The organism is Pseudomonas sp. P7758 (genome assembly GCF_013386485.1).
Taxonomy (GTDB): Bacteria; Pseudomonadota; Gammaproteobacteria; order Pseudomonadales; family Pseudomonadaceae; genus Aquipseudomonas.
The window spans coordinates 11,445-25,442 of sequence record NZ_JACARS010000066.1 but is presented as its reverse complement, the minus strand read 5'-3'; the positions used below and the strand labels follow the sequence as shown (position 1 = coordinate 25,442).

The 13,998-nt window shown below is 53.8% G+C and carries 11 protein-coding genes; all 11 read right to left on the bottom strand.

Translation table 11 applies throughout. The features are described 5' to 3' along the window. Nucleotides 1-4: 4 nt before the first annotated feature. The gene (locus HX873_RS14245; protein ID WP_008437699.1) at nucleotides 5-919 is read right to left on the bottom strand and encodes a GDP-mannose 4,6-dehydratase; all 915 of its coding nucleotides are present in this window, start codon (nucleotides 917-919) and stop codon (nucleotides 5-7) included. Then, nucleotides 903-1,940 (bottom strand): GDP-mannose 4,6-dehydratase, encoded by a 1,038-nt coding sequence (gene gmd / locus HX873_RS14240; RefSeq protein ID WP_008437698.1) that lies wholly within the window; start codon nucleotides 1,938-1,940, stop codon nucleotides 903-905. The genes HX873_RS14245 and gmd overlap by 17 nt, the downstream gene beginning before the upstream one ends. A 26-nt stretch (nucleotides 1,941-1,966) precedes the next feature. Then, nucleotides 1,967-3,415 carry a mannose-1-phosphate guanylyltransferase/mannose-6-phosphate isomerase gene (locus tag HX873_RS14235; protein ID WP_008437697.1) on the bottom strand — a complete coding sequence of 483 codons (1,449 nt, stop codon included), beginning with the start codon at nucleotides 3,413-3,415 and terminating at the stop codon, nucleotides 1,967-1,969. Continuing rightward, complete coding sequence (gene wecC / locus HX873_RS14230) at nucleotides 3,412-4,677, bottom strand: UDP-N-acetyl-D-mannosamine dehydrogenase (protein ID WP_177122829.1); 1,266 nt, start codon at nucleotides 4,675-4,677, stop codon at nucleotides 3,412-3,414. Before wecC ends, HX873_RS14235 begins: the two co-directional genes overlap by 4 nt. Nucleotides 4,678-4,686: 9 nt before the next feature. Next, a complete protein-coding gene (gene wecB, locus HX873_RS14225; protein ID WP_177122828.1) occupies nucleotides 4,687-5,817 on the bottom strand; it encodes a non-hydrolyzing UDP-N-acetylglucosamine 2-epimerase in 1,131 nt (376 codons plus the stop codon). Nucleotides 5,818-6,602: 785 nt separating this feature from the next. Beyond that, the gene (locus HX873_RS14220; RefSeq protein ID WP_174717776.1) at nucleotides 6,603-7,973 is read right to left on the bottom strand and encodes a Wzz/FepE/Etk N-terminal domain-containing protein; all 1,371 of its coding nucleotides are present in this window, start codon (nucleotides 7,971-7,973) and stop codon (nucleotides 6,603-6,605) included. A gap of 387 nt (nucleotides 7,974-8,360) precedes the next feature. After that, nucleotides 8,361-8,606 carry a lipopolysaccharide assembly protein LapA domain-containing protein gene (locus tag HX873_RS14215; protein ID WP_008437692.1) on the bottom strand — a complete coding sequence of 82 codons (246 nt, stop codon included), beginning with the start codon at nucleotides 8,604-8,606 and terminating at the stop codon, nucleotides 8,361-8,363. A 24-nt stretch (nucleotides 8,607-8,630) separates the two neighbouring features. After that, the gene (gene ihfB, locus HX873_RS14210) at nucleotides 8,631-8,927 is read right to left on the bottom strand and encodes an integration host factor subunit beta (RefSeq protein WP_008437689.1); all 297 of its coding nucleotides are present in this window, start codon (nucleotides 8,925-8,927) and stop codon (nucleotides 8,631-8,633) included. A 339-nt stretch (nucleotides 8,928-9,266) separates the two neighbouring features. Beyond that, a complete protein-coding gene (gene rpsA, locus HX873_RS14205; RefSeq protein WP_003218806.1) occupies nucleotides 9,267-10,961 on the bottom strand; it encodes a 30S ribosomal protein S1 in 1,695 nt (564 codons plus the stop codon). A 119-nt stretch (nucleotides 10,962-11,080) separates the two neighbouring features. Next, the gene (gene cmk, locus HX873_RS14200; RefSeq protein ID WP_003172653.1) at nucleotides 11,081-11,770 is read right to left on the bottom strand and encodes a (d)CMP kinase; all 690 of its coding nucleotides are present in this window, start codon (nucleotides 11,768-11,770) and stop codon (nucleotides 11,081-11,083) included. Beyond that, on the bottom strand, nucleotides 11,767-13,977 hold the full coding sequence (locus tag HX873_RS14195) for a bifunctional prephenate dehydrogenase/3-phosphoshikimate 1-carboxyvinyltransferase (RefSeq protein ID WP_256344545.1): 2,211 nt from the start codon (nucleotides 13,975-13,977) through the stop codon (nucleotides 11,767-11,769). The genes cmk and HX873_RS14195 overlap by 4 nt, the downstream gene beginning before the upstream one ends. Nucleotides 13,978-13,998 lie beyond the last annotated feature (21 nt).

Here is a 13,998-nt window from a genome sequence, read left to right as displayed (position 1 = left end):
CGTATTAAACACGTGCCTTCTGCTGATACATTGACAACAATGTATCGTGCAAACTAGGCACATTAATTTCGCCTACCACATCAAAGAGCTTGGCCGGACTACCATAAAGCTCTTTAACTTCATCTTCCCTGACAAAGGCAGGATCAACTGTTATCGTTGGCCGATAACCTGCAATCTGTTCCATTTCATCAATCACGCTCAGTAAGGAAATGCTGCGCCCCGAGCAGATATTTATAAACTCACCACGTTGATTGGACGTCAACAGCCTTGAATAGGCCTCCACCACAAAACCGACATCAGACAAGTCGCGGGATACATCCAGATTGCCCAATCTGAGTTCCTTTTCTCCACGGGCAAATGCGCCCACGATCTTGGAGAAAACGAATGACTCCGACTGGCCGGGTCCAGTGTAATTGAATGGCCGTACCACCAATATAGGCATACGAGAGAACCACTTGCGAACGAGGGCCTCCATCGTCAGCTTGCTCAGTGCGTAATGATTAACGGGCTGCGGTTCACTGCTTTCTGAAATGGGCGATGAAATAGCGTTCCCGTAAATGTTTGCACTGCTCGCAATGATGATTTTTTCAACGACCACCTCAGCCTCCTTAATCGCATTAAGAAGGCTTTCTGTACCCAATACATTGACTCGGTAATATGACAAGGCATCGCTGCTGGTGACATGCGCCAGCGCGGCCAAGTGAATAACATGGGTGGGCTGAACCTGCTTTATCCAACCACTGAGTCGCGCCGTGTCATTCAGGTCCGCATCCAAGTGGTCAAACTCACAGGCCAGGCGCTCCCCACCAAGGCCGGCAACCCGCCAGCCGGCCTTGGTGAGGCTTTGCGCCAAATGCTTTCCAGTAAAACCCGAGAGCCCTGTAATCAGTACTGTCCGATCTTTACTTTGAAGTGCCATTGCGAACCCTTCTCAAGTCAGCTTCAACCATCAGCTGGCACAGTTGCTCCAGCGTCGTTTCTGGTTTCCAGCCTAACCGCTCTTTTGCAAACGAAGCGTCGCCAATCAACAACTCGACTTCCGCGGGTCGATAGAAGCGTGGGTTAACTTTTACCCGGGTGATGCCGGTACGACGGTCAACGCCGAATTCGTTCTCGCCACTTCCAGACCAATCGATATCAACCCCTACGGCCTTGAAGCTCATGGCAACAAAATCACGAACGGTTTCAGTGCGGTTGGTAGCAAGCACAAATGTTTCCGGTGTGTCGATCTGCAACATCCGGTGCATGCCATCTACATACTCTTTAGCGAAACCCCAGTCGCGCTTGGCATCCATGTTTCCGAGTTCCAGCACTTGCTGCTCGCCCATTTCGATACTGGCGACAGCATCGGTAATTTTACGAGTAACAAACTCTTTTCCTCGCAGCGGAGACTCATGATTGAACAGAATGCCGCTGGTGGCAAAAATATCATATGATTCGCGATAGTTGATGGTTGTCCAATGCGCAAACAACTTCGCAACACCGTAAGGGCTGCGTGGGTAGAAAGGCGTGCTTTCAGATTGAGGAACAGCCTGTACCAGCCCGAACATTTCAGATGTCGAAGCTTGATAGAAACGAATCTTCGGATTTACTATTCGGATCGCTTCGAGCAAATTAAGCGCACCGACTCCGGTAATCTGCGCGGTTGTAATTGGCTGATCGAAGGAAACGCCTACGAAGCTTTGAGCCGCCAGGTTATAAACCTCGTCCGGGGCGCAATTCTGAATTAAACGAATAGTTCCGGAGAGATCAGTCAAATCAAATTCGACAAGATGAAGATCATCATGCCCAAAAACACCAAGTTCCTCTAATCGCCAGAAACTTACAGAACTTGTGCGGCGATAGGCGCCATAGACCTTATAACCCTTGGACAGCAGCAGTTCGACAAGGTAAGCCCCATCCTGACCTGTAACACCAGTAACCAGCGCATGCTTCTGCATCTGTACAACTCCTAAAAATTTAAGCCTTAAACACGTCCATAGGTATCGTCAAATCGAACAATATCATCCTCACCCAAGTACGTTCCCGACTGCACCTCTATGATCTCAAGAGGAATGGTGCCAGGATTGGAAAGGCGATGAACATGGCCAATAGGGATATAAGTACTCTGGTTTTCGTTCAGCTGAAAAACACGATCTTCACAGGTGACTTCAGCGGTGCCAGACACAACAATCCAATGCTCCGCCCGATGGTAATGCTTCTGCAAACTCAAGGTTGCTTTCGGCTTCACCAATATCCGCTTCACCTGAAAGCGCGAGCCCGAATCTATGCTGTCGTACCAGCCCCATGGGCGATGAACACGACGATGAAGCTTTGATTCTGGCCTGGCCTTGATATTCAACGCTTCGACAATAGCCTTCACACCCTGGCTACGATCTTTATCCGCAACCAATACGGCATCAGGCGTCTCGACGATAACAATATTTTCAAGCCCCACGGCCGTTACCAAACGGTGAGAGGCGTAAACCAATGTATTGGAGCTGGAGTCTATTATTACGTCGCCATGGGTAGCGTTTTGTTTTTCGTCCTTTTCACTCGAACGCCAAACAGCATCCCATGCTCCAAGGTCAGACCAACCGGCATCCATCGTGAGCATTTTCAACGTCAGGCCAGCTGAAGGCGTTTTCGCGCAATGCTCGATCACGGCATAGTCAATCGACTCAGGCGGTATCAGGGAAAACGCGTCAAGTTGTGGTCGAATAAACCCATTATCTTCAACTCGGCCCTTCCACGCGGCCTCAGTGGCATCGAAGATGTCACTTCTGAACGCGCCCAGTGCTTTCAACCAGACTGACGCGCGCAGCACAAAAATACCGCTATTCCAGAAATAGCTTCCATCTTCCAGGTATTTTTCTGCGGTTGTCCGCTCAGGCTTTTCAACAAACGCATCCACCCTCTTGACGGTAGAGGGATCTGCCGAGTGGATATAACCATAACCCGTCTCAGGGCGATCAGGCGTAATCCCCAAGATCACAATGCTGCCGTCTTTCGCAACATCGACCGCTTTACTGACCGTGTCAGTAAAAGCTTGAATATCGAGAATCATCTGGTCGGCCGGGACAACGACCAGAACCGGGTCAATCTCCTCTCCCACCTCATCGCGCGCATAAAGCGCCGCCAACGTAAGCGCAGGGGCCGTATTGCGTCCTACCGGTTCAAGAATGACAACAGCTTTAGAAACGTTCATTTCCCGGATCTGGTCGAGACACAGGAAACGATGCTCATCGTTGGCAACGATGCATGGAGCCAATAAATCCGAGCCTTGACCGTCAATCTTCAACAGTCGGGCAATCGCCTGCTGAAACAACGTCTCCCGCCCCGAAATTGCCAGAAACTGCTTCGGGTAAAGAGTTCTGCTAAGCGGCCAGAGTCTCGTTCCCGAGCCTCCAGACATAATAACCGGAAGAATTTTCATACAAGCCAGATTCCCCGGGTATCAACAATCCGGCGACCCTCGAGAAGTGAAGAAGAAACACTTTTGAATGGCTTGTGATCCACCAGTAACAACAAGACATCCGCGCGCTCAAACGCTTCTTCTATTGTGCACAACTCAGCGTTCGGCAACGTCGCAGGCAGAGAATCAATATTAGGTTCTACGACAATAACCTTCCCGGCGTGCCGGCTTGAGATATTTTTCGTAATTTCCAGAGATGGACTTTCCCGCAGGTCGTCAATATCAGGTTTGAATGCCAGGCCGAAGCACGCGATAACAATGTCTTTTTCCGACTTCCCGGGGTGACTCGACAGATGATCGGCCACAGCAGCATCAACTTTCTCCATAACCCACGACGGTTTTGAGTCATTGACTTCGCGTGCAGTTTGGATCAGTTTCGCCTGGCCTTCAGCCTGACTAACGATGAACCAAGGGTCGACGGCGATGCAATGCCCACCCACGCCAGGTCCTGGTTGGAGGATATTGACGCGAGGGTGCCGGTTGGCGAGCTTGATAAGCTCCCACACATCGACATCGAACTTATCGCATATCATCGACAATTCGTTCGCGAAGGCAATATTCACATCGCGAAAGCTGTTCTCGGTCAACTTGCACATTTCTGCTGTTCGGGCGTTGGTGATAATGCACTCGCCCTCTACAAACAATTTGTACAGACGTGTGGCGGCTTCTGAGCACCTGGGTGTCATCCCGCCGATGACGCGATCATTCTGTACCAACTCGCGCAACACGTGACCGGGAAGCACGCGCTCAGGGCAGTGAGCCACGCGAATGTCCGACGCCTCGCCATGGGTCTGCGGGAACGTCAGGTCAGGGCGTGCTTCAGCCAGCCATGCCGACATCTTTTCAGTCGCACCCACGGGAGAAGTGGACTCGAGGATGACCAGATCACCCTTTTTCAATACTGGCGCAATGGATTTGCTTGCGGACTCAATGTAAGAAAGGTCCGGAGCATGACCATCCTTGAAAGGAGTGGGCACCGCAATCAAGAAGGCGTCCGCCGGCTCAGGTCGTGTACTGGCGCGCAGATACCCCTCGGTCACGGCCGCGTGCACGACTATGTCCAAATCAGGCTCAACGATATGAATCTGTCCGCCGTTGATCGTATCGACGGCCTTTTGATTAACGTCGACACCAATGACCTTTAACTTTCGCGCAGCAAAAACGGCTGCGGTTGGCAAACCGATATAGCCCAAACCAATTACAGAAATAGTGGAAAAATCCATGACCAAACCTTAATTTTTGAAAGTGGCTAGAGCATTAACAATACGCATGCAGGCGTGACCGTCACCATAAGGATTATGAGCAACGCTCATCTCCTCGTAAGCCTTCTGATCAAGTAAAAGCTCACGCAAGTGGTGAACTATCTTGTCCTTCTCTGTACCGACCAATCTAACGGTACCCGCCTCAATCGCCTCAGGCCGCTCGGTAGTGTCCCGCATGACCAGCACGGGCTTGCCCAAAGAAGGTGCCTCTTCCTGCACACCACCGGAGTCCGTCAGAATCAAGTACGACCGATTCATCAAATAGACAAAAGGTAGATAATCCAATGGTTCGATGAGGTGAATATTTTTTATACCAGCCAACAAACGGTTGACCGGTTCACGGACATTTGGATTCAAATGAACGGGGTACACGATCTCCACATCATCAAACTCATGGGCAATCGAAGCCAACGAACTGCAGATCCTTTCGAATCCATCGCCGAAGCTTTCACGCCGATGCCCTGTCACAAGGATGACGCGGCGTTGAGCAGGTAAAAATGCGAACTGCTTGGAGAACTTCTGTTTTAACTGGTCATTGGTCTCGAGCTTCTGTACGACCTCAAGCAGAGCGTCGATTACAGTATTCCCAGTCACATGAATCGCGTCAGGTGACACCCCTTCACGCAGTAAATTCTGTTGCGATCGTTCAGTAGGAGCGAAGTGAAGAAGCGCGAGTGCTCCCGTCAACTTTCGATTGGCCTCTTCCGGCCAGGGAGAATATAAATTTCCGGTGCGAAGCCCAGCTTCGATATGAGCCACAGGAATTTGCTGATAGTACGCCGCCAATGTAGTTGCAAAGGTCGTAGCGGTATCACCATGCACCAAGACAATATCCGGCCGATAAGTCCGGAAGACCTCTTTCATTCCCTGAAGAATACCAGTTGTCACGTCGGTAAGGTCTTGACCCGACTTCATGATATTAAGATCAAAGTCAGGTTCAAGTTTAAATAACTCTAACACTTGATCCAGCATTTCACGGTGTTGACCCGTGACGCAGATTTTGGCCTCAAAACGCTCATCTGCATTCAACGCTAAAGCTAATGGAGCCATTTTTATAGCTTCCGGTCGCGTACCGAAAACACTCAAGATCTTTAAAGTCATTAGATTACCAACGATTCCATATCATTATTTAGTCAGAGAATCAGTCTGGAAACCAGCAACGCTGCCATGCCCCTGCCTGACCTACCGATTACGCGCAAGCGAGTTTTCGCCGCTCCAACTGCAACCGCCTCTGCTTTGCAGCGCAGCATATCATCAACAAGCGTGCCAACATAACGCCTGGCTGGCTCAACCACACGCCCCATGAGACCCCATCATCCCCCACTCAGTTCAGGACAGGACAACGTTTTACCGCACCATTGCGGTGAGTCGCTTCACCGCAATGGTGCGTCGCAACCTCTCATTGAAATTGGGCTTTTGGTTATTGCCCCACAGGAACCCGACCTATCCGAGATCGCAATTGGGCCCACGCCCGACTGTGCCATGCAGCTCGTTACTAATCGCCAGCGCACTCTGCACGACCGACCTGGCCGAACGGGACGCCCTTATCAAATTCCGAACCAATACTAGCCATAAGCCATTAACCTGGAGACCGCACATAAAAATCCACATCAAACCGTATTAGGCGGTGCACCATCAACTATTAAACCAACAATACAAACCTGTGCAGGACGCTTGACGCCCGCACAAGTAAACAAAGATCAAATGCCGAAACGCCATGAAGACTCGACGCAAAGCTTAGTAACTTTTGATAGCCGAGAAACCACCCAGGAATGCCCCTCGGCGGTTCACAGTTGCGCAAGCACGTAATGCAGGTTCCGTATGAAAGCAAGAAATACGGCCCCGAGGGGAAAACGCGTGAAGCCAAAAGCTTCACGGCCTTGGAGTTATTTTCGGTTTAACTTATTGCCAGGCTCTTGTTGCCGATCCAACTGAGCGACCGAATGGAGAAGTGAGCCTGCCGGCTCGTGCCCATCGCGTTCTGCATTGTCGCGAACAGCACGTAACCCCTGCCTGACCAACGCAATACCAATCGCGACAATCGCCCCCAGGAGCAGGCCAAGAAAAATGATCAATGGACGATTCGGACTCGACGGAACCAACGGCTCAAGGGCCTGCTGGTCAATACTCACCAGCCGCAGCTTCGCCAGGTCGATATTCAGGCTACTCAAACGGAAAATCTCTGTTCTCAACGGTTGAACGCCCGCAAGAAAGATATCTTCATTTTTTCGAGCATCCAGGACCTCAATCTCTCGGTTGGATGCGAGCAACTGAAGTTCCTTGGCGATTTGAGCGATGCGCGACTCGGTAAAATCATCCGACTTGCGTGACTGCAATGCAGCAAGCTCAGCCTTAAGCGCATCTACCCCCATAAAATAAAGTGGGATCTGCTGGTTGTTCACCTCCGTACGCATCACGCTACCAGCGTTCGTCACGGCCGATTCACCAAGTGAAGAAGGCGTAGCCGGCTTTTGAATGCCCAGGGAACGGGCAATCCCTATAGCCTCATTCAGCTGAGCAATACGGTCGCTACGCAAGGTTTTCAACTGAGAACGCAGCGCCTTCAACTCATCCTGCAATTGCGCGCGTTTCAACGAGTCAGCTTCTCGCAATGACGCTATTTTGGCTTCTTTTTCAATATCGTAGTTTGAGCGAGCCGAATCGAGCTTGCCTTTAAGCTCCCTCAAACGGTTTTTAACGATCACATTCAAATCAGCCGTGACGCGTTCGCGCTCACTTTCGATAGCGTAGTCGACAAAGCCATTAAGAATAGAGACGCCGTCGACGCCTTTCGGATACATCATCTCGAGCTTGATGTAAGAACTCAGCGAGTTTTTCTTATCTGCATCAGGAAGAATCAAACGAATAGAGTCATGATTGAACTCCTGAAAACTCTGCTCCAGAGTCTGCCCAGGACGAACAAATTTCTCGAAAAGCTTCTGGTTTTTCTTGAAATAGCTCAGGCGCGTATCATAAGAGTCGAGCGCTGCGCCCACTTTGAGGAGCGCGTCAGCCGGAGGAAGCTGATATATCTCTGATCGATTTAGCGCATCCAAATCATTAATCGCCGCAGGCCGCAAAACCGTGCTGACCTTATATACAGGGGCAGCTAAAAATGCGTAGGACGCCGCAATCAATCCCGCCCCGAGAGTGACGAAAAGCAGAAGTTTTTTTTGTTGCCAGACAGACGCGAAAAGTCGCACAAAATCAATTTCGTCGGACGATCGAACCGGGGGAGCACGGAAGCTACTACTCACAACAAAAACCTGCCTTCAAAGAGAAACTGCGGGCTCGTTATGCAGACAAGATTGTGTATTTTTATTTTAGTTATATGGCCGAAAAAACCCAGCGTCGCTGCCGGACTTTAGCGCACAAAATGCCTGTTATCGAGAACAGATTCCATTTTGCCATCTCACTGACATATTACAAGTCTTGACATATCTGTAGGAGTCTTCCTGCACAGATAGGGGCAACCCTTATATAGGCCGTCCGAAAAGGGCAGAAAAGCAAATTTCGTAGCCGCGAAACAATAGTCAGTGGTATCGCCGGACTTACCACATACCGATCACTCGACGTAACCGATGCGCACCGCACCAGAAAAATCCGACGAACGGCTCGCGAGTGACACAATAACCATGGAAGCTCTACCCACGCCTTGCGGGCATGGACTTTTGACGTCGGCCCCACCCAACGATGACACTAAACAGCGGTCCCAGCAGCATTCCAATTATCAAGGCCACGACCACAAACACCGACACCGGCATCTGCCCGGTCACCCAGCCCAGGAATGAAAGAGACGCGCCCTGCTGGTTTTCCAGCACGAACCCCAACACTGCCAGCACGACAATTAGCATAGCCAGCACCAGAACAACGCGCTTAACCCCACGCATAACCTTCTCCTACCCCAAAAACACTCAGACGCTTTCTTCTTCGTCTTCGTTCACCCGATCGCGCAATTCCTTGCCCGGCTTGAAATGAGGCACGAACTTGCCGTCAAGGCTGACGGACTGCCCGGTTTTTGGGTTGCGCCCCACACGAGGCGCACGATAGTGCAGCGAGAAGCTACCAAACCCACGAATTTCAATCCGATCGCCGGTAGCCAGACATTGGGACATCTGCTCAAGCATGGTCTTGATGGCCAGCTCCACATCCTTGGATGAGAGCAGCCCTTGATGGGTGACAATTCGTTCGATCAACTCCGACTTCGTCATATTTTTCCCTTCTTTTTCAAGCAGCTAGGAAAAGCGCTTCGAAGGTTTTAGCATGACCGGAGGAATTTGAACAGCCCATGTATTGACTTATATTCAAAGACTTGGGGTGCAACTCGAAGAGAGTTGGCATTGCGCACCACGACAGCCAGCTCTCGCTCAGTCTCACTGGAGGCACTCCAGCGCGATCGCTGCCAGATAGAGCCTGTAAGCGCGAACGCGCTGCCAGCGCGACGACGGCGCTCCAGCCACAGAACGCCAAGGCGACGCTGCACACAACACCAAATCCCAGGCACAAAAAAGGGCGACCGAAGTCGCCCTTTTTCTATGGTCTGACAGAACTTAGTTCTGCTTTTCCATTTGTGCACGCAGCAGGTCGCCCAGAGTGGTAGGACCAGCAGAAGGCTCAGAGGTAGCTGGCTTGTCGCGCAGGCTCTGGATGGCTTCTTTCTCTTCAGCATCGTCTTTCGACTTGATGGAGAGCTGGATTACGCGGCTCTTGCGGTCAACGCTGATGATCTTGGCTTCTACTTCTTCGCCTTCTTTCAGAACGTTGCGCGCGTCTTCAACGCGGTCACGGCTGATTTCGGAGGCTTTCAGAGTCGCTTCGATATCGTCGGCCAGAGTGATGATGGCGCCTTTAGCGTCAACTTCCTTCACGATGCCTTTAACGATTGCGCCTTTGTCGTTCTCTTGAACGTACTCGGAGAACGGATCGCTTTCCAGTTGCTTGATACCCAGGGAGATGCGCTCGCGCTCTGGGTCAACCGACAGGATAACGGTGTCCAGCTCGTCGCCCTTCTTGAAACGACGAACAGCTTCTTCGCCAACTTCGTTCCAGGAGATGTCGGACAGGTGAACCAGACCGTCGATGCCGCCGTCCAGACCAATGAAGATACCGAAATCGGTGATCGACTTGATGGTGCCGGAGATTTTATCGCCCTTGTTGAACTGGCCAGAGAAATCTTCCCATGGGTTAGATTTGCACTGCTTGATGCCGAGGGAGATACGACGACGCTCTTCGTCGATGTCCAGAACCATAACTTCCACTTCGTCGCCGACTTGTACGACTTTCGAAGGGTGGATGTTCTTGTTGGTCCAGTCCATTTCGGAAACGTGTACCAGGCCTTCCACGCCTTCTTCCAGCTCTGCGAAGCAGCCGTAGTCGGTCAGGTTGGTAACACGCGCGGTGACGCGAGTGCTTTCTGGGTAACGAGCCTTGATAGCGACCCATGGATCTTCGCCCAGCTGCTTCAAGCCCAGGGAGACACGGTTGCGCTCACGATCGTACTTCAGAACCTTGACATCGATCTCGTCGCCAACGTTGACGATTTCCGATGGATGCTTGATACGCTTCCAAGCCATGTCGGTAATGTGCAGCAGGCCATCGACGCCACCCAGATCGACGAATGCGCCGTAATCGGTGAGGTTCTTGACGATACCTTTGACTTGTTGGCCTTCCTGCAGGGATTCCAGCAGAGCTTCACGCTCGGCGGAGTTCTCTGCTTCCAGGACGCTGCGACGGGAAACGACAACGTTGTTGCGCTTCTGGTCGAGCTTGATGACCTTGAATTCGAGTTCCTTGCCTTCCAGGTGCGTGGTGTCGCGCACAGGACGAACGTCGACCAAAGAACCTGGCAGGAACGCACGGATGCCGTTAACGTCGACAGTGAAGCCGCCCTTAACCTTACCGTTGATAACGCCCTTGACCACTTCTTCAGCTGCGAAGGCTGCTTCGAGAACAATCCAGCATTCAGCGCGCTTGGCTTTTTCACGGGACAGCTTGGTTTCACCGAAACCGTCTTCAACCGAGTCCAGAGCAACGTGAACTTCGTCACCGACATTGATAGTCAGGTCACCAGCATCGTTGTAGAACTGTTCCAGCGGGATCAGAGCTTCAGACTTCAGACCAGCGTGAACGGTTACCCAGCGAGCTTGGTAATCGATATCAACGATAACACCGGTGATGATGGAGCCTGCCTGAAGGTTCAGGGTTTTTAGGCTTTCTTCAAAGAGTTCCGCAAAGCTTTCGCTCATTTTAATTCCTGTTGATAAGGGCGAAGAATACGCCCATCTCCACACCCCAGACGGTGTGGGTCAGTTTCAATTAAAAGAAGCACCACAGGACTATGACTGGTCCCCTGCGGCCTTCTTGGTCACCCGGCGATATCGCGAATGGCGATCTCACTCAAGATGCGTTCCAGCACCTGCTCGATGGACAACTCCGTGGAATCCAGCTGTATGGCGTCAGCCGCCGGCTTGAGCGGGGCTACCGCACGCTGGGTATCACGCTCATCGCGTGCACGGATCTCATCTAGCAGACTCGACAGACTAACACCATCGACTTTGCCCTTCAACTGCAAGTAACGGCGACGGGCCCGTTCCTCGGCGCTGGCTGTGAGGAAAATCTTCAGCGGCGCCTCGGGGAAGACCACCGTGCCCATGTCGCGGCCATCGGCCACCAGACCCGGCGGTTCCTGGAAAGCCCGCTGGCGCTGCAGCAAAGCATCGCGCACCGCCGGCAATGCGGCGACCTGGGAAGCCCAGGAGCCGACCTGCTCGTTGCGCAGGTCGTCGGTCACATCGTCCCCTTCCAGGATGATGCGCTGGGGATGACCTTCGGTCGCCCCGACGAACTGCACGTCAAGATGCGCAGCCAGCAGCTTCAGCGATTCTTCGTTGGTCAGGTCGACACCATGGTTGCGGGCGGCAAAGGCCAGCAAGCGGTATAGCGCCCCGGAATCCAGCAGGCACCAGCCCAGGCGCTTGGCCAGGATGCCGGCGATCGTGCCCTTGCCCGAGCCACTTGGCCCGTCGATGGTAATCACCGGTGCTTTGATATTCACAATTGAGCCTCTTGGGCAACACGGATGCCGACTTGGGCACACAGTGTAAGAAAATTCGGAAAAGACGTAGCCACGTTGGCACAGTCATGGATACGAATCGGCGCAGCCGCTCGCAGGGAAGCCACGCTGAAGGCCATGGCAATCCGGTGATCGCCATGGGCGTGAACTTCACCACCGCCGATCACGCCACCATCGATAATAATCCCATCAGGTGTCGGTTCACACTTCACGCCCAGCGCAAGCAGACCGTCGGCCATGACCTGGATCCGGTCGGACTCCTTGACCCGCAGCTCCTCTGCCCCACGCAATACCGTCCGGCCTTCGGCGCACGCCGCAGCCACGAACAACACCGGGAACTCATCGATAGCCAGCGGGACCAGGGCTTCAGGAATCTCGATCCCCTTCAACGGCGCCGCACGAACACGCAAATCAGCGACCGGCTCACCCCCCACTTCCCGTTGGTTTTCCAGGGTGATGTCAGCGCCCATCAGTCGCAGGATATCGATCACGCCGGTACGGGTCGGATTGATACCCACATGTTCAAGCAACAGCTCGGAGCCTTCGGCAATCGACGCCGCCACCAGGAAGAACGCCGAAGAGGAAATATCCCCAGGCACCTCAATATGGGTCGCGGTCAACGCATGGCCCGACTCGACCGCAGCCGTAGCGCCCGCCACTTCCACCGGATACCCAAAACCGCGCAACATCCGCTCGGTATGGTCGCGGGTCGGCGCCGGTTCGGTAATCGAGGTTTTACCCTCGGCATACAACCCGGCTAACAACAGGCAGGACTTGACCTGAGCGCTGGCCATCGGTAATGCGTAGGTCAGCCCCTTAAGTGCCTGGCCACCGCGAATGGTCAGCGGCGGACGCCCTTCCGGCCCGGTCTCGATCACCGCACCCATTGCGCGCAATGGCTTGGCCACGCGATTCATCGGGCGCTTGGACAGCGAGGCGTCCCCCGTCAACACACTGTCGAAGCGCTGGGCCGCCAGCAAACCGGACAACAACCGCATGGAGGTGCCGGAGTTACCGAGATAGATCGGACCTGGCGCCGGCTTCAAGCCATGCAGGCCAACCCCGTGGATGGTGACGCGCCCATGGTGCGGGCCTTCAATCACCACGCCCATGTCGCGGAACGCCTGCAAGGTCGCCAGGGCGTCCTCACCCTCCAGAAAACCTTCGACTTCAGTGACACCGTCCGCCAGAGAACCGAGCATGATCGAGCGATGGGAGATCGACTTATCCCCAGGCACGCGGATCTGCCCGCTCAAGCGGCCACCGGGACTGGCGAGAAACACCAGGTCATCCGCGTTTACTGCAGCATCCATATAGGCCCGACGCGCCAGAATCTTGCTGAAATGCTCCCGTGCCACCCGCGCACGGGTGAACACGCCCAACAACTGGTGCCCGTCGCCAGCATCGACCGCGTCGCGCAAGGCGTCGAGGTCGCTGCGGAACGTGTCCAGGGTGCGCAACACCGCATCGCGGTTGGCAAGGAAGATGTCGTGCCACATCACCGGATCACTACCGGCGATCCGGGTAAAGTCGCGGAAACCACCGGCGGCGTAGCGGAAAATCTCGAGGTTCTCGTTGCGCTTGGCCAACGAATCCACCAGGCCAAATGCGAGCAAATGCGGCAGATGGCTGGTCGCTGCCAGCACTTCATCGTGGCGCTCGACCTGCATATGCTCGACATCCGCCCCCAGCTCGCGCCAGAGCCGATCCACCACGGCCAGTGCCGCAGGATCGGTTTCATCCAGTGGTGTCAGAATCACTTTATGGCGACGGAACAGCTGCGCATTGGACGCCTCCACCCCGCTCTGCTCGGACCCGGCAATCGGATGCCCGGGCACAAACCGCGCAGGCATGCCACCAAAGGCCAGCCGCGCCGCACGCACCACATTGCCCTTGGCACTGCCGACATCGGTCAGGATTGCCTGGCCCAGATCCATGCCGGCCAACAGCGCCAGCAACTTCTCCATGGCCAGGATCGGCACCGCCAGCTGAATGACATCCGCGCCCTGGCAGGCTACAGCGAGCTCAGCCTCGCAACGGTCCACCACACCCAACTCCACCGCCAACTTGCGCGATTGCGGGTCCAGGTCCACACCGACCACTTCGCCACACAGGCCGCTTTCCCGCAGGCCCTTCGCAAAGGAGCCGCCGATCAATCCCAGACCGACCACCACCAGGCGACCGATCATAGGTACAGCAGGTTGCAATGC